Raw genomic sequence first — 16,466 nt, 5'->3', positions numbered from 1 at the left:
CCAGGGTGCCCGGTCAGCCCGCCGACGCCGCGGCCGGGTCGCCGTCGCCGCGCCAGGACGGGAACAGTTCGTCGAGCAGGGCGACGGTGCGCGGCGGCAGACCGCGGGGGCCGCTGCGGGTGGTGAGCTCCGCGACCAGGGCACGCAGGGCGGCCTCGTCCCCGGTGTCGTGGGTGGCGCGCAGCAGCTCGTTCCACAGCCGCTCGTCCGAGGGCGAGCTCGCGAGCGCGGTACGGAGCGCCTCGATGGCCTTCTGCGGGCGTCCCTGTTCCCGGTGGTGGGCGCAGAGCGCGAGCGCCACATCGGCCACCAGGAGCGGCAGTTGGGTGTCGATGATCTCGTGGCCGAGCCAGCCGTAGCGGCCCTCGGGGCGCTCGGCGAGGAGCGGCCCGCGCACGAGGTTGAGGGCATCGGTGAGCAGCCGCTCGCGCACCGAGGCGCGGCGGGTGCCGCGGCCCTCGGTGGCCTCGTAGTGCAGCGAGCGCAGCACGTCGAGGTCGGAGACGACGGACCGGGCGAGGGTGAGCCGCCCGTTGGCGTCCGTACGCAGCCGGGGCGAGCCGTCCTCGTCGGTGCCGAGCCAGTCCCGCAGCCGGCCGATCAGGGCCTCGCGGACCTCGTCGGTCACCCCGCGCGGCCACATCGCGGACGCGAGGACCAGTGGGTGGACGCCTTCGCGGTGCAGGAGCAGCAGGGCGAGCGCCTCGTGGAGCAGCGCGCTGCGCTCGTCGTCGGGCGCCGCGAGGCCGATGATCTCGTACGTTCCGACCAGCCGGGCGTAGACCGCGGGGCGGCCCTGCTCGGTGATGTCCACCAGGAAGGCGTGCGGGGCGGGGGCCGGGTCGTCGCCGTCGGGGCCGGACATCGCGTCGGCCGAGGCGAAGAGGCGTACGACCGCCTGGTGCACGGCGGCGGGCAGCAGTTGGGCGGTGAGTTCGAGGCCGAGCAGCGGCGCGGCCAGGCGGCCCTCCTCGCTGATCTCCAAGTCCCAGGCGGCGCCCAGGTGTTGGGCCGTACCGTCGACACCGACCAGGCACCCGATGCCCAACTTGCCCGCGCCCGCGGTCAGTTCGGCGAGGGCGGCGGCTTCGGCGTCGGTGGGAGTGCCGGCGATCATCACCAGGTGCGGGGCCCAGCGGGTGTGCTGCGCGGGTCCGGTGCGGCCGGTGAGGACCGAGTCGTGGCCGGCCGCGCCGAGCGCGGCCCGGCGCTGCTGGATCTCCGCGCCGAGGTCTTCGAGGAGCACCCCGACGGAGTCGAGGTGGCGCAGCCGGGTGGGGGCGAGCGCGCCCAGTTCGCGGCCGAAGCCCACGACGGTGACGGTCATGCGGTCGGACCAGCCGTTGGTGGCGAGTTCGGCGGCGACCGAGGCGAGCATCGCGGCGCGCGTCTCGCCGGGGCCGCTGAGCGAGACCAGGCCCGGCGCGGCTTCGAGGTTGAGCAGCAGCCGGGCGCCGTCCAGGGTGCCGAGGCTGACCAGGCCCGGGTAGGGGGCCGCGATCTCGGTGAGGTCCTGCCGCACCTCCGCGGGCACGGCCGTGCGCTCCAGACGCCACAGCGTCGGGTCGCTGCCCTGCTGCCAGGGAGCGGGCGGCTCACCGGAGGGCTGGGCCAGTTGGAGGTGCAGGTCGGTGGCGGTGAACCAGGCCGCGTACACGACGGGCAGCGGCCGGTTCGCGGCGTCGAGCGCGGCGGACAGGCCGCGCAGCGCCTGGTCGAGGAAGCGCACGGCCTCGGGGTCGGCGCCGACCAGGAGCGCATCGTGGACGTCGGCGTCGGCGCCGGTGGGCACCGGCGGCTCCATGCCGCGGCGCCCGGCGACCGCGGTCATCGCGGACTGCCACAGCGCCATCCGGCGGCGGCGGCCGAGCGCGCCGAGCACCCCGGCGGCGAGCAGCGGCGCCCCGATGAGCGCCTCGGTGAGCCCGAACCCGCTCTCGGACGACGACGAGGAGGTGGCGGTCTCGGACGCGGCGCCCCGCGGCGTCTGCTGGGGGGCGGGCGTCTGGACGGGCGGAGCCTGCTGCTGCGGACCGGAGCCGGTGCCCGCGTCCACGCCGGGCCGCGCCCCCGCGCCCTGCTGGGCCGGCTGGGCGTGGTCGCCGGACTTGGCGTACTCGGCGATCTGCCGCTGAAGCCCCTGCGGGGCCTCGACCACGGGTGCGGGCATCTCGACGAGGTCACCGCCGTGGGCGTCGGCCGGCATCTCCATGATCCAGCCCGGCCGGATCAGGCTGGCCTCGGACAGCTTGGAGCCGTCGGGCTGCACCCGGTCCTTGTTGAGCTGGTAGATCTCGTGGTAGCGCCGCCCGTCCCCGAGGTGGCGCTCGGCGACCTCCCACAGCGAGTCGTGGTGACGGCCCTCGGGCGGCTGGATCCGGTAGAATTTCGTGGCCCCGTCGGCCACCGCCCCGCCCTGCGCCTCGGCGGCGTGATGCGCCTGTGCCGCCGCCTGCTTCTGCATCGCCTCGGCGACGGTCTCGGCCTGCTGCTGCCCCGGCAGTTGCTGGGCGGCGGCGACGGTCGGCCGGGCGGTGTTCTCGACGTGCTGCCCGCCGGTCAGACCCGGGGTGAAGCTCGCGGCGGTGGCGGTGACGAGCAGCACCGCCGCGATGAGCTGACGCGCCAGCAACTGGCTCGGGCCCGCGCCCGGCACCCGCGAGGGCAGCCCGACGCCGGACACCGCGGCCTTGACCTCGACCAGCACACAGGCGGTGAACTGCGCCCACGCCAGCCACACCACGAGCGTGAGGATCCGCACGAAGGCCTGCGCGGATATCTGCTGCTGCACCATGTCGAGCGAGGGCATCCGGTGCGGCAGCGGCCACCCCACACTCGACGCGAGCGCCGCGGGCACCCCCACGACGAGCCCGAGCAGCGCGACGAACGCGAAGAACGCCTTGGCGAAGTCACCGGGCGTACGACGACGCGGCAACGGCTGAGGCGTCCGATTCGCCGGACCCGTCGAGCGGGAGGGGGTGCGTGCCATGGGGTGGGTTCCTGGGGTCGATGCGGCGGGGCCGGGGGGCTGGGGGGTGGGGGCGGTCGGCCCCCAACTCCCCTTTTCCAGCTAGCGGTTGATGGACTGGATTTCTTGGACGGTTACGTTTTGGGGCGGCGTGGTGAAGATGCTGTCCGGGAGCGGCCCTTGCTCACCGTTCGTCGCGGACCAGCTGACGTGCCACGTGATGCTCGCCTTGAACGAGTACGACCCGGCACGTCCGTACGTCACGCCGCAGGGCGGGGTCTGTCCGGCCTTGCCTGCCGCGTAGGGCTCGCCGATGCTGCCGTCGGCGTTGATCGGACAGTTGCCGGACGCCGGGAAGACGGTGGCGTCGGGCGAGCCGGACTCGATGTGCAGCGCGACCGGCGTGGCGACGGCGGTCGAGGTGATGCCGGCCAGCGAAGCGCTCACCTTCTTCTCAGTGAACTGCTTTCCCGGCGCCCAGATCCACGTCGGCAGATTCACCGTGGACGTGCCGCTCGGGGCCATCGACACCTGGGTCGACGGCAGCGCGATGGAATCCGACGCGTACTCACCGAGGATCCTGGCGTTGACGGCCATCGGAACGTCCGGCGTCTTGCCGTTCTCCACCCAGAACGGGAACTTGTCGCACTTCGAGGCCTCGGGGTCGTCCTTGCGGTTGGGATTCACCACCGCGGCCCAGAACATCCCCTTGCCTTCTTGGTCGAGGTTGTAGTCCTTGTAGCCGCCCTTGGCGGGGTCGCCCGTCTTGTACTGCGAGTCGAAGACGTCCCCGATGAAGTCACCGATGCCGAAGAACTTGATGGTGCGCCACTTTCCGATCATGGCCTCCATCTCCTTGGGCGAGTACGTCGGCTCGTACCAACAGGCGGGCGGGACCCAGGAGCTGTCGCTCGACGTCAGCTCACCCGCCGTCTTCGCGCTGCCCGACTTCTTGTCCCCGGTCACCTGCGCCTTGGAGACGCCGACGGTCACGTTGCCTGCGGAATTCTGGGCGCTGGCGTCACCCCGGCTGTGTGAAGACCCGTTGTCTTTGCTCGCCCAAGCCGGGGCGACCTGAGAAGCGACGATGATCGCGGCGAGCAGCGTCGCTGCCGCCGCCTTGTTTCCACGTGTCACGGCTGGCACTTCTGGTCTCCTCGCACCGAACTCACCATGGTGGTCTGCCACACGCCCTGAGCGTTCTTGCGCAACCGGGACACGTACGAGACGTACGAGTTCTTGTCGGGCGGAGTGACGTTGACTTTGCCCGTCTTCCGGTTCTTCGTGAAGCCCTTTGTTTCATCACCGCAGTAGGTGAGTTGAGCCGACCCGTCCTTGTCGACGGTGACCTCACGGTTGAAGAGTCGCGTCGTTCCCGTCACCGTGGTGCCGTCCTTCACGAAACCCGCGATCCATTGGGTGTCGATGATGAGGGCCTTGCCCACCGAATAGAACGCCACGCTCTTGGACTTCGGGTCCTGCTTGTCGATCGCTTCCTCGATGGCCTTCTGGTACTCCGCGTTGTCGGCGAGGATCGCGTCCTTGACCGGGTCCCCGGTCTTCTCCGGGTCAAAGGTCAGCACGTCCCCCTCGGGCAGGACCACCTTCGGCCGGTTCGCCGCGTCGGGGGTGCTGGACGCCGAAGCCGACGGCGAAGCGGACACCCCCGTGTCCGCCCCCGCGATCTCCTTGGAGTCGCCCCCCTTCGAACCCCCACCGCACCCGGTGAGCAGAAGCGCGCCCGCGGCCGCCAGGGCAGCCGCGGCCGTCGTGGCCTTGTGGTTACGCATCGGGGGGTCCTACCTCCGTGAGGGAAAGGGTGTACATCTCAGCCCACCTCGTTCTTCGCCACGGACCGGCCGTGCACCACGACCTCGCCGCCGTAGAAGAACCCGGTGAACACGGGCTTGTAGGTCAACTGGATCTCGACTTCGACCTGTTGGGCGCTGCCGCCCACGCAGTGGGACGCCGCGATGTCCTGGCCGGAGAGGCCGGACGCGCGGGCGAAGGCCTTCACGCGGGTACCGCAGTTCTCGTAGCGGATGGGCGCGCCCGCGCCGGAGCCGTCGTACAGGGCTTCCTTGTCGATGTCCTGCGCCGCGTAGCGGGCGGCCTGTTCGGCTATGTCCGCGGCGCGCTCCCGCTTGGAGATGGACAGGCCGCCGTCGATGACGAACGCGGCGAGGCCGAGGAAGAGGACGGCGAAGACGATGACCGCGGCCGCCCCCGACCCCCGGTCGTCGAGACGCGCGCGCCGGTCCCGGATCCAGGCGCACCCGTCTGCCCGGAGCCGACGCGGGGCCCCGGGCCCGGCGGTGTTCCGCGGCGCGCTCATGCGGTCTTCCTCTTGAACGGGTCCAGCGGGGACGTCGAGGTGCCGGTCAGGGTCGTGGGGATGTCCAGGCCGAGCATCGACAGGCCCCGGATGCGGCAGCTGACCTCCACCGTGAAGAACTCCGCGTCGGTCCAGCCCGCGCTGGTCTGGCGCACGCTGACCGGCCCGGAGCAGACGTCCGCCAGGTCGGCCTCCGCCGCCGACTTGGCCTCGGACAGCGCGGTGCCGAGGTCCTTCTGGATGGAGCCGGCCCGTGCCGCGTCCCGCGCCGCGGAGTCCACCGCGCCGCGCCCGTCGACGAGTTGGCCGAACGCCACCAGGACCAGGATGAACAGGATCATCACCGGGGCGAGGATGACCACCTCGATGGTGGAAAGGCCCCGGTCGGCGGCGGCCGTCGAGCGGCGGCGCACCGCGGCGGTGAGGCGGGTCGCGCCGACGCGGCTTGCCACGTCGGCGATGCGGGCCGCGCCGACGGAGCCGGGCCGAGCGGCGCGTACTGTCCGCGCGCGCATCAGTTCCCCCCCTCGCGTACGAATCGTTCGACCGGCCCCTGCGAGCGCGCATGCACCGTCAGGTGCAGCCCCGGAAAGACCGTCGGCACCTTGGCCGTGATCTCCACGCCCACCGTGTTCGCCTTGGGCTCCACCGTCTGGACGTCGGGGGCGAGCACGAGCTTCGGGCCGAGCTGCGCGATGTAGCTGGAGGCCTGGTCGCGGGCCTCGCCGCGCCAGGCGCCGGGCTGTTCGTCGGCCATGGCCCGCGCCTTGCGGGCCCCGGCCTGGGCCGCGGCCTGCGCCACATGGTCCGCGAAGAAGTACAGACCGAACTGCACGGTCGCGAAGATCATGAAGAACAGCACCGGGGTCAGCAGCACGAACTCGATCGCGGTCATGCCGGAGTCGCCGCGGGCGGAGGCTGCCTCCACCCGGCGGCGTACAAGAGCCCGGAGTCTGTCGCGCAAGGTAGTGGTCCCGCCTCAGCAGGTCTTGTCGGCGCTCGCGCCCTCGATGCACTTGCCGACCTTGTCGGCGCCGCCCTTGAGGGCCGAGTTGATGACCGCGGCGACCACGCCGACGATCGCCACGACGACGGCGGAGATGATGACCCACTCGACCGCGGACGCGCCCCGGTCGAGCTCGCCGGAGCGGGCGCGCTGGACGCGGCCGCGCAGGAAGGTGACGAGGAAGTCGACGGCCGGGTGGCTGACCTTGGGGAACTGCGGGCGGTTCATGGTGGTGGTTTCCTCTCGACAGAAGTGGGGGGAGCGCGCTCAGACCTGGAAGACGCGCATCGCGGCGGGGAAGATCAGGAAGACCAGGAAGCCCGCACAGAGCAGCAGTTGGGCGACGAGCATCGACTGGGACTTCTCACCGGCCGCCCCCTCGATCTCGGCCATCTCCCGGTGCCGCATCGTTTCGGCACGGGACGCCAGGGACTCGCGTACCTTCGCGCCGTCGTCCGCGACCAGGGCGAGCGACGAGGAGAGGTCCTTCAGCTCCTCGACGCCGAGTTCCTCGCCGAGCCGACCGAGCGCGAGCCACTGGCTGGTGCCGGTGATGCGGGCGTCGGCGAGCGTGTTGCGCAGCCGGCGCAGCGCCCAGCCGTCGCTGACCTCGGCGGCGGCCATCAGCGCCTCGGGCAGTCCGCGGCCGCCGGCCAGGTTCATGGCCACCAGGTCGAGGTAGGCCCCGATGACCCGGCGCAGGTCCCGGCGCTTGTCGGCGGCGTCCCTGCGGACTTCGAGGTCGGGCAGGAAGAAGAAGACCGCCCCGCACATCAGCGCCAGCCAGACCGGGATGATCGGGCTGCTGCCGAAGCCGAGCGTGGCGACGATGACGAAGAGCAGCGGGCCGAAGACGAGGCCCGCGACCCCGAGCAGCACCTTGATCGCCAGGAACCGTTCCCAGCCCCGTTCGAGCACGGCGAGGTCGGCGCGGATGGAGCGCTGCTCCCAGCCCTGCCGGAGGTACAGCTCGGCGACCCGCGCCCCGATTCCGGAGCGCAGCCCCGAAAGCCGGCCGGTGCCGTGCTCCTCGGGCCGCGGGGTGTAGACGCTGCCGGACGAGCGCATCGCGTCGATCCGCGCGATCTGCGAGACCGCCGAAGGCTTCGTCCGGGTCAGCGCCCTGATCAGGACGTAGATACCGAGGCCGAGGACCGCGCCGATCAGCACCGGTCCCGTGATGATGTCGCTCACCGCGCTCCCTCCCCAGCGGTTACAGGACGCTGTCCGTCCGCGTCCCGGTTCCCGGGCCCGCCCGTGGGGACGTCGGGGCGTACGAAGCGGGTCTCCGGCTCGTGCCGGACCAGGAAGCGGTCCGGCGTCTCGATCACCGACAGCTTGCGCAGCCACCAGAAGCCGAGCGCGAACAGGCCGCAGACACAGGCGAGTACGAGCTGGCCGACGGCCGAGTTGTACGGCTGCACGAAGTCACGGTTGAAGACGGAGAGCCCGAGCACGAACGCGATCGACACACCGACCACGATCTGCACACTGCGCCGGGTGGAGGAGCGCTGGGCCATCACGCGGTGGCGCATGTCGATCTCCTCGCGGGCCGACTTGGCGAGCGCCCCGAGCACCTGGCGCAGACCGGGGCCGCGCAGCCGGGCGTTGAGGATGAGCGCCGCGACGATGATGTCGGCGGACGCGTCGTCGATCTCGTCGGCGAGCAGCTGGAGCGCGTCGGGCAGCGGCGTGCGGGCCCGCAACCGGTCGACGAGCGCGTCGAGATGGGGCCGCAGCGCGGGGGCGGCCGCGCGGGCCGAGGCGGGAATGGCCTGTTCGAGGCCGACCGCGCCGGCGATGGTGTCGCGCAGCGACTCGGTCCAGGCGGCGAGCGCCTCGACCCGCTTCATCGCGACCTTCTCCTGCGCGGCGCCGCCGAAGAGCTTGTCCCAGAAGAAGACGAGCAGGCCGGTGGCGACACCGGCCACCGTCCACCGGGTGAGCAGCAGCACGAGCAGGCCGACACCGGCCGCGATCGAACCGCGCTTGCCGATGAACTGGAGCATTTCGCCCGCGCGTTGGCCCCGTGCGCCACCACCCGACTTGACCTCGAAGCCCCGGATCGCGACGACGAGCAGCGCGAGGCCGCCGCCGACGGCGAGGCCGGCCGCGAGCGCGTAGAGGGTCGTGGCCTCGAAGAGGCCGCCCATGGAGGGAAGGTTGTTCATACGGCTCCACTCACCCCCAGGCCCCGGAGGGCCGGTAGCCGTGCACGGCGAGTTCCTCGATGCAGGAGACGGGGGCGTGCGGGACGACCCGTCCGTCCGGCGTCTCGGCGAAGACCTCGCTGGACAGAACGCGCCCGTCGCAGCCGTTCACCTCGCGGACCGAGGTGACCATGCGCTGCAACCGGCCGCCGCTCTCGTAGTTGTTGCGCCGCTCGACGAAGACGACGAAGTTGACCGCGCCCGCGATCAGCATCTGGCTGGCCTCGATGGGCAGCCGCTCGGCGGCCTGGAGGGCGTACGTCGAGATGCGGTTGAAGACCTCGGAGGAGCTGTTGGCGTGGATCGTGGAGAGCGAGCCGTCGTTGCCCTGCGACATCGCGTTCAGCATGGTGACGATCTCGTCGCCGAGCACCTCGCCGACGATGACCCGCGAGGGGTTCATACGCAGCGAACGCCGCACCAGATCCGCCATCGGGATCATGCCCAGGCCCTCGGAGTTGGGCAGCCGCTCCTCGAACGCGACGACGTTCGGGTGGAGTTCGGGGAACTGGTCGAGACCCAGCTCCAGGGCGCGCTCGACCGTGATCAGGCGTTCCTGCTGCGGGATCTCGTTGGCGAGCGCCCGCAGCAGCGTGGTCTTTCCGGCGTTGGTCGCGCCCGCGATCATGATGTTCTTGCGGGCCCGGACCGCGCAGGCCAGGAAGTGCGCCAACTCCGGGGTGACGGTGCCGTTTCCGACCAGGTCGGCCATGAAGACCTTGCCCATGCGGGCCCTACGGATGGACAGCGAGGGCCGCCGGGCGACCTCCATGACCGCCGACAGACGCGAGCCGTCCGGCAGCCGCAGGTCGAGCTGGGGGTTGGCGGAGTCGAAGGGGCGCGAGGAGAGACCCGAGTAGGCGCCGAGCACCTGGATGAGCTCGATGAGCTCCTCGTCGGTCTCGGCGACCGGGTCGCCCCGGACCTCACGGCCGTCGGCGTACCCGACGAAGACCTGGTCGCATCCGTTGATGTCGATGTTCTCGACCTCGGGGTCGTCGAGCAGCGGCTGGAGCCGGCCGACGCCGAAGAGCGCCGCGTGCACGGCGGCCGCGTACTGCTCCTCGGTCTCCGCGTCGAGGGGGGTGCGCCCGGCGTTGATCTCCGTGCGGGCGTACTCCTCCAATATCTGGGCGATGACGGCGCGCGCGTACTGGCGCTCGTCCTCGCTCGACATCGCGGCCACGCCGCGCACCTGGTCCAGGCGCCGCTGCTCGGCGATCCGGTCACCGGCCTCCTGACGGAACCGCTTGACCAGCCCGTGATCGACCGCGCTCATCGGCCGACCCCGGCCCCGACCCAGGCGGCGCCGAACTGCTGGTACAGGTCGGCCGAGACCTTGCGGGCGCTGCGGATCAGCAGCGACTTGTCGAGGCGGCCACGGCCACGGCCGGCGAGCAGAGCGGCGCCCGACGGGTCGTGCGCGAGGGTGCCGATGACGCGGGCGCCGGTCTGCCCGGCCACCAGCATGTCGTTGACCTGGTGGGAGAGCTTGACGGACGCCCCGGCCTCGGCGATCAGGATCACGCCGATGAACGGGGTGGCCAGCGCGTTGCCGCGCGGGCTGCCGTGGAGGTGGGTGGAGAGGGCCGCGGCCCGGTCGCGTACCCGGGCGAGGTGCTCGGGCTCGGTGCGCGAGACGAGCAGGGCCAGCGCGGCGTGCGGGAGCAGGTCGAGGGCGGGCGAACCGCCGCTGATCCGGCCGATGTCGGCGATGACGTCGGCGGGCGCGTGCGGCGATTCGCCGAGCGAGGCGAAGGCCCGGCCGAGCGTGGGCCAGCTCCCGGCGAGACCGGCGGCCTGTTCGGCGGCGCCGAGCCCCACCAGCAGTTCGAGCCCGCCGGCCATCGGCTGGGCGTGGTCCCAGAGCTGGTCGGCGGCGAGCCCGCGACGGGCGGCCGCGGCCAGCGAGAGGAGGCCGGTGTTGGGGTTGAGGGGACCGCCGTTGGTGGCCGTGCAGCGGTACACCAGGTCCCCGCCCGCCGGGTCCGTCTCGGCGAGCAGTGCGCGACGGGGCCAAACGGCGGCCAGGGCGAGGGCGGCGGTGGTGACACCGGGAGAGCCCTTGTCGGATGCGAGTGCGATGAGCGCCATGTCTTCCGCGTCTTCTGTCTCTGCTGCGTCGCTGCGTCGCCGCGCGACTCAGCCGTTGTCCGGCGCGACCCGCACCACGGCGACTTCACCGGCGGACGCGGCCTGGGCGACGGCGGCCGCCTCGGAGGTGTTCACGGTGAGCGTGACGGCGAGGTTGCCGCTCCCGAAGGACTTGTCCTGGGTGCCGACATCGCTGACCACGGCGCGCTGGATGAGCGGCGAACTCCCGCCCGCCGAGCCGGAGTTGGCGTTCCCTCCGGAACCGCTGGTCTTGCCCGATCCGGCGGCGGTCCCGACCCGGTAGACGGCGACCGTCTCGCCGTCCTTGAGGTTGGCCGGGTACTGGCCTTCCTTGAGCGAGACACCGACGGCGGCCTTGCCGGCCTCGGTGCCGCCGCCCGCGGCGAACATCTCGCCCACGAGGATGGAGCCGGCGTAGAGGTTGGACTTGGCGCGGAGCTTGGACAGCGCGCCCAACTCGCCGGGGGTGATGTAGTGGACGTGGTCGTCGGCGGCCACCATCACCGTGGTGAGCTGTTTCTTCGTCACGGCATGGCCGGCGGCCACGTCCTCGCTGAGCTTGTAGACCTCGACCCGGTCGCCGGCCCGCAGCACCAGAACGGTCGCCCCGAGGGCGCCGATGAGGATGAGCAGGACGGCGAGGGCCGCGAGGGCGGGCTTGCGTTCCCGCGGTGGCGCCGGAAGCCGCTCACCGACCGGCTGCCCGGGCGCCGCCCCCCGGTGGGTCCCCGCCCCGCCGCGCTCCTGGACCTTCACGTCTCTTCTCCCCGTGGTAACTCTTTTGCGACAGCGTCGCGGGCGAACCAGAACGCACCAAGACGCATGCCTGGACCTGAATCAAGCCATCTCACGCCGCGAGGACTGGGACTCGACCGGTCACTTCGGGCCCGCCGAAGACCTTCGCGAGGCCACCTGCACGCTGTCAGATCATGTGATCGCACCGTAGCAGCCGCCCCTCAGCACCCTCAAGGCGCGTTAAAGATCGCGAACATTACCCATCTCGGCACAGCGGCCACAAAGGCTCCGAAATGGCTTATTTCTCCCCGTCACCGCGCACCTTCGTTACCACTGTGCAATCCATGCGAACCGGGTTCTCCGCAGCCTTGGGGGAAACGGGCCGCTCCGGGCGCCGCGGGTCCCGACACCGTCGGGTCACGTCGTCATCGCGCGCCGGCCGCGCCCGCGCACCGCGGCCAACAAGACAAAACCGATCAGAGCGAGGCCGGCCAGCACACCGCCGGCGACGAAGAAGCCCCACGGCCAGTCGGGGCTGCGATAACCGTCCTGGTGCGGCGTCTTGGCGCAGCTGGTGGTCGCGTCGCAGATGGCGTGCTTGCCCGCTTTGCGCAGGAGCCCGAGGGCGGCACCACACGCCGACGCCACCGCCGCCCCGGCGAGCAGCACGCCCGGCAGCACGTACCAAGCTCCGTGCGGCCGCAGCCGAGGAGAAGGGCGGGGCGTCGCGCATAGGGGCGGGGCACCAAACGACCCTTGGGCCGGGCCCCATGGGTGAGCCGAAGTCGGCACCTGCCGGAGCGTCATAACGGGCGCCGCGGTCGGACCGTGGGCGGACCCCGGCTCCCCTTGAATCATCCGACTCATCGAGCAACTCCCCTTTCCGACGCGGCCCAGCTGAACACCACCATCCTCACCAGCGCCCCCGGGCGCGTCGTGAGTACCCGTACTCATTCGCCACGGCGTCGTCGCACAACAAACTGAGTTCCGGGCGTTCCGGCCCCCCGGCGAGCCGGGTACCCGATCGGGAACGGGGGACGGAGACGGGCGCACACCGCTCCACCGGTGGCCGAACGGAGCGCTCCGGAAGGGGAGATCGCGGGGACGAGCCTCGTCGTTCTCCACCCATACGCGCACTGTGCTCCAGTTTGCCCAAGGCTTTGCCCTAGCGAAACCGGCCAGTCCTCGATAACTTCCCTTCACCCGCGACCACATCTGTTTCACCGGGAGCATCCGTGAACCGCCGCATCCTGCCGATGGCCGCCTCCGCACTCACCGTGACGGCTGCCCTCATGCTGAGCGCGTGCAGTAGCAATGACGAAAAGCCCAAGGACTCGGGCAAGATCGCAGGGGCGGATCAGAGCGACAAGGCGTCGCCGTCGGCGACCGCATCGGCCTCGGCGACCGCGAGCGACCGGCCGAAGATCGAACTTCCCGCCGACCTCTCCTACACCTTCGACTGGCAGAAGACCGGCGACCCGGCCAAGGACGCCGTCCTCTCCGACGGAGAGCAGCTCATCAAGGCGATCGACTACGCGATCGTCAAGCAGGACCCCCTCCAGGCGGCGTACCGCTTCTACACGGAGGGAGAGCTGTCCGCCTCGACTCAGCGATACGTCGAGGACTACGTCAAGGCCAAGTCCCGCGTGACGGGCTCGTACCGCTACTACAACGCGACCGTGTCGGTCGGCGACCACGGCACCGCCGCCCTGTCCTACTGCCAGGACCAGGGCAAGGCGTACGACATGGCCATCCCGACGGGCAAGGTGGACAAGACCCCGGCCACCAAGAACAGCTATGTGCTGTACCACACCGCCCTGCGCAAGAACGACGGCGGCGTATGGGTGACGACGAAGATGGTTTCCGACAGGGGGAATGCGAAGTGCCAGCCGTGATATCCCGGTATGCGACCACGGTCGCAGCGGCCGCCCTGGTGACACTCCTCCTCTCACCCGGCCCCGCGTTCGCGGACAACAAGATCGGCGGTGGCGCCAAGGGCGGCACCCAGGCCGGCGGTAGCTCCACCCCCGACGGCACCATCTCCGCCACCGCCGGCGGCATCGCCTACGACCGCTCGAAGAACGGCGCCGGCAGTTCCGTCGGCCCGCTCACCCCGGTCGGCAACTGGACGCCCCCGGCCTGCTGGTACGCCCCCAAGTACAGCCCCGCCGAGTTCAAGGCGTATGTCGAGCCGATCTGGAGCGCGGACTCCACCGGTTCCTCCTGGGACAACGCGCAGCGCGACAGGTACGTCAACGGAAAGCCCTACACCAACTTCAACCTGGACAAGGCCGACAAGGGCTACTGGTGGGACTCGTACGCCGACCCGAGCTTCCGGCCCGGCTGGGACGCGTGCCAGAAGCCCTACTTCTGGGTCGACAAGGGCGCGCCCCCGCCCCCTGACATTCCAGAGGCCGTCACGCCCGAGATCCTCGGCAAGCTCGCGTACGCGGAGATCCGCGTGCCGACCACCAAGGTCACCCTGAAGCCCGACGGCACCAGCAAGGTGAACCTGCCGACCTGGACATGGCTGGACAAGAGCGACTTCCACCCGGTCTCGGTCACCGCGTCCGTCGCCGCGCTCGGCATCTCGGCGACCACGACCGCCACCCCGGTCTCGCTCAAACTGGACCCCGGCACCGCGGACGCCACCCTCTTCCCCGCCTCCGGTGAGTGCCCCATCAACGCGGACGGCTCCATCGGCACCCCGTACGAGGCGGGCAGCGCCGACCAGGCCCCGCCCTGCGGCGTCACGTACCGCCGCGCCACCAGCGGCGCCCCCTACAACCTGAAGGCCACGGTCACCTGGAAGATCCACTGGGTCGGAACCCCCGCCGGCGGCGACGATCTGCCGGAGGGCACCTTCGGCCAGGACCAGCAGGTCACCGTCCAGGAGATTCAGGCGGTCAACCGCTGAAAAAGGCCGCCCCGGATAAAGGATGATCCTTTATTTGCCCAAGAAAGCGGAGGAAATCCGCTCGCTCCATACGATGGAACGCTGTTGACCATCGGGGAAAGGGCACCGGGGGCGTTCTCCGTAACGTCGCGCTGTCGTGGCAAGGCGAGCGAAAGGCATGGTGTCCATGGGGGACTACGTCGGTGTCGACCCGGTGCGGGTGCGCAAACTCGCGGACCGGCTCCAGGACTTGGAAGCCGCTCTGGCACGGCACGGCGCCCTCATCCGCAAGAACTTCGCCTCCTGGCAGAGCGGACTCGATCTGTCGCTGCTCGCCCAGCAGACGCAGGCGGTGGGCGAGGACGCCCGCAGCATGTCCAAGCGCGCCGATCTGGCCCGCACCCTGGAAGTCGCCGGCGTCGCCCCCAGCATGTGCACCACGAGCGGGGACATCATCGACATCCCGTGGGACATGGCGGACGTCGACAAGGAGAGCGCCAGGGAGGCCGGGTTGGACGCGGCCGCCCTCCAGAAGGCCCTCGACCACCCCAAGGACAAGGGCTCCCGCGAGGACATCGCGGCCATCGGCCGCGCCCTGGCGGACCACCAGGACGATCCCACCTATCTGAACGCCTTCGCGGCCGCCGGCGGAATCGTCGACGCGGCCCGTGTGAGCCGCGCCCTGCACACGCAGGACGGCACCCATGGCGGCGAGACCCTCAGCAAGGATTCGCAGAATCTGATCGGCCAGTACGCCACGGGCGTCAACCGCGTCTTCGCCCTCCAGTCGGCGGGCAGGATCCCTCCGAACCCGGACTACGCCAAAGCCCTCACCAACCCGCCGGACGACGACATGTGGTCCGTCGGAATGCTGTTCAAGTACGGCCCCAAGGGCAACGAGTGGGACACGGCCGTCCTGACCAAGGTCGGCGCGGCGATGCTGGACTGGCGTACGGCTCACCAAATGCGGCCCGCGCACACCAAGGGTCAGGTCGCGGGCATGGTCTACGTGGCGCCCGCGTTCGTGGACCCCGATCACGCCTGGTACGGGTCGCTCGGCCTCACGCACGACTACAACCGCGAGGGCATGGACGACGCCGCGAAGCGGGCCCTGGCCATCGACGCCAATGACCCGTCACTGGCCCTGATGCAGCGCGTCGGCGAGAACCCCGACGCATCACGCAACCTGCTCACCGGCACCGACGGCGCCCGGCACGCGCAGGAACTCGTCAGCGACCACTGGGCCACCCCTGGTCTCCAGACCAACGACTACGTGTGGCCCAGCACGGTGATCCGCGCGGCCACCGGCGATCGCCAGGACCACTTCAAGGCATCCGCCGAGGCCGCCGCGAACATCATCAACGCGGGGGCGGCGAAGTTCGCCTCCGACGGCAAGAAGAGTGGCGCCGAAAAGGATCAGTACCCCGTCAACCCCGAGGTGTCGAAGGCGCTTTCCTACGTCTTCCAGTCCTACGTACCGGACTTCGCCGCGTCGACCGGCGTCTCGCAGAATGACGCGACGGTCAATGACGACGGCACGATCACCGTCGGCCGGGCGCCCGCCAAGGCGTTCCTGAGCGAAATCATGAAGAACCGCGACGAGGCGGGCTATGTCATCCAGGCGATCAATGCCCAGATCAGCCGCACGTCTCAGCACGGAATCGTCGGGGATGACAGTACGTACCTCAAAAATCTGGCGGAACTTCGCGGCGAAGTGTCGGTAGCCGGACATGACGTCGATATGAATGAGGCGGCCCTGCGGGATGCCGAGCACGCCAAACAGCTCATGTGGTTCAACATCATCAGCAGTGGCGCGGCCGCCGTCCCGCTGCCCAGTAATCCGGTGAAGCTCGCTCTGGCATCCAAGTGGGTCCAGGCGGCGATCTGGGCGGGCATCCCCTATGGCGGGTCCACGTTCCCGTCCGGTGAGGCGAACCAGGTCGAGAGCGCTTACAAGGACATCAAGTTCGGCGACTCGACCTCCATGCAGATACCGCTGATGCAGGGTCTCGTCCGGGCGGGCGACATCAAGCCCCCCGAGGCACACCCGGAGTGGGCGAACGGCAACATCGTCATCCGCAACGACGCCGACCGGGCGGCCTTCAATCAGTGGTGGGTCAGGACGAAGAGCGAGAACCACGGCCGGCTGGACAACTTCGACGACGACATGCGGGATTCCTTCAGCCGCGGGGTCGGCTGAC

The 16,466-nt window shown here is 70.6% G+C and carries 16 protein-coding genes; 3 read left to right on the top strand and 13 right to left on the bottom strand.

Annotation, left to right across the window (positions count from 1 at the left end):
- Positions 1 to 13: 13 nt before the first annotated feature.
- From N4G70_RS09860 to N4G70_RS09800, 13 genes are all read right to left on the bottom strand, one after another.
- The gene (locus tag N4G70_RS09860) at positions 14 to 2,989 is read right to left on the bottom strand and encodes a bacterial transcriptional activator domain-containing protein (RefSeq protein ID WP_261712173.1); all 2,976 of its coding nucleotides are present in this window, start codon (positions 2,987 to 2,989) and stop codon (positions 14 to 16) included.
- An 81-nt stretch (positions 2,990 to 3,070) separates the two neighbouring features.
- Positions 3,071 to 4,105 carry a hypothetical protein gene (locus N4G70_RS09855; RefSeq protein WP_261712172.1) on the bottom strand — a complete coding sequence of 345 codons (1,035 nt, stop codon included), beginning with the start codon at positions 4,103 to 4,105 and terminating at the stop codon, positions 3,071 to 3,073.
- A complete protein-coding gene (locus N4G70_RS09850) occupies positions 4,102 to 4,758 on the bottom strand; it encodes a hypothetical protein (RefSeq protein ID WP_261712171.1) in 657 nt (218 codons plus the stop codon). Before N4G70_RS09850 ends, N4G70_RS09855 begins: the two co-directional genes overlap by 4 nt.
- Positions 4,759 to 4,796: 38 nt before the next feature.
- Entirely contained in the window at positions 4,797 to 5,303 is a 507-nt protein-coding gene (locus N4G70_RS09845) for a Tad domain-containing protein (protein WP_261712170.1), read from the bottom strand.
- Entirely contained in the window at positions 5,300 to 5,818 is a 519-nt protein-coding gene (locus tag N4G70_RS09840) for a TadE/TadG family type IV pilus assembly protein (RefSeq protein ID WP_261712169.1), read from the bottom strand. The genes N4G70_RS09845 and N4G70_RS09840 overlap by 4 nt, the downstream gene beginning before the upstream one ends.
- Positions 5,818 to 6,198: a TadE family protein gene (locus N4G70_RS09835; protein WP_120727862.1), complete on the bottom strand. Its 381-nt coding sequence runs from the start codon at positions 6,196 to 6,198 to the stop codon at positions 5,818 to 5,820. The genes N4G70_RS09840 and N4G70_RS09835 overlap by 1 nt, the downstream gene beginning before the upstream one ends.
- Before the next feature lie 84 nt (positions 6,199 to 6,282).
- Positions 6,283 to 6,537 (bottom strand): hypothetical protein, encoded by a 255-nt coding sequence (locus tag N4G70_RS09830; protein WP_120721985.1) that lies wholly within the window; start codon positions 6,535 to 6,537, stop codon positions 6,283 to 6,285.
- Positions 6,538 to 6,576: 39 nt separating this feature from the next.
- The gene (locus N4G70_RS09825; RefSeq protein WP_261712167.1) at positions 6,577 to 7,503 is read right to left on the bottom strand and encodes a type II secretion system F family protein; all 927 of its coding nucleotides are present in this window, start codon (positions 7,501 to 7,503) and stop codon (positions 6,577 to 6,579) included.
- Positions 7,500 to 8,480 carry a type II secretion system F family protein gene (locus tag N4G70_RS09820; RefSeq protein WP_261712166.1) on the bottom strand — a complete coding sequence of 327 codons (981 nt, stop codon included), beginning with the start codon at positions 8,478 to 8,480 and terminating at the stop codon, positions 7,500 to 7,502. Before N4G70_RS09820 ends, N4G70_RS09825 begins: the two co-directional genes overlap by 4 nt.
- A gap of 10 nt (positions 8,481 to 8,490) precedes the next feature.
- Complete coding sequence (locus N4G70_RS09815) at positions 8,491 to 9,798, bottom strand: CpaF family protein (RefSeq protein ID WP_261712165.1); 1,308 nt, start codon at positions 9,796 to 9,798, stop codon at positions 8,491 to 8,493.
- Positions 9,795 to 10,613, bottom strand: a complete 819-nt coding sequence (locus N4G70_RS09810) for a hypothetical protein (protein WP_261712164.1) — start codon at positions 10,611 to 10,613, stop codon at positions 9,795 to 9,797. The genes N4G70_RS09815 and N4G70_RS09810 overlap by 4 nt, the downstream gene beginning before the upstream one ends.
- Positions 10,614 to 10,661: 48 nt before the next feature.
- The gene (locus N4G70_RS09805; protein WP_261712163.1) at positions 10,662 to 11,390 is read right to left on the bottom strand and encodes a hypothetical protein; all 729 of its coding nucleotides are present in this window, start codon (positions 11,388 to 11,390) and stop codon (positions 10,662 to 10,664) included.
- Between the two features lie 396 nt (positions 11,391 to 11,786).
- Positions 11,787 to 12,050 (bottom strand): hypothetical protein, encoded by a 264-nt coding sequence (locus N4G70_RS09800; protein ID WP_261712162.1) that lies wholly within the window; start codon positions 12,048 to 12,050, stop codon positions 11,787 to 11,789.
- 554 nt (positions 12,051 to 12,604) lie between these two features.
- Between N4G70_RS09800 and N4G70_RS09795 the strand changes: the two genes are divergently transcribed.
- The 3 genes from N4G70_RS09795 to N4G70_RS09785 all read left to right on the top strand — a co-directional run bounded on the left by N4G70_RS09795 (position 12,605) and on the right by N4G70_RS09785 (position 16,465).
- Complete coding sequence (locus tag N4G70_RS09795) at positions 12,605 to 13,264, top strand: hypothetical protein (RefSeq protein WP_261712161.1); 660 nt, start codon at positions 12,605 to 12,607, stop codon at positions 13,262 to 13,264.
- Positions 13,252 to 14,286 carry a hypothetical protein gene (locus N4G70_RS09790; RefSeq protein ID WP_399034812.1) on the top strand — a complete coding sequence of 345 codons (1,035 nt, stop codon included), beginning with the start codon at positions 13,252 to 13,254 and terminating at the stop codon, positions 14,284 to 14,286. The genes N4G70_RS09795 and N4G70_RS09790 overlap by 13 nt, the downstream gene beginning before the upstream one ends.
- Before the next feature lie 157 nt (positions 14,287 to 14,443).
- Positions 14,444 to 16,465 carry a hypothetical protein gene (locus N4G70_RS09785; protein WP_261712160.1) on the top strand — a complete coding sequence of 674 codons (2,022 nt, stop codon included), beginning with the start codon at positions 14,444 to 14,446 and terminating at the stop codon, positions 16,463 to 16,465.
- Position 16,466 lies beyond the last annotated feature (1 nt).

This window comes from Streptomyces sp. ASQP_92, assembly GCF_025399895.1.
Taxonomy (GTDB): domain Bacteria; phylum Actinomycetota; class Actinomycetes; order Streptomycetales; family Streptomycetaceae; genus Streptomyces.
This window is presented reverse-complemented; position numbering and strand designations above follow the sequence as displayed.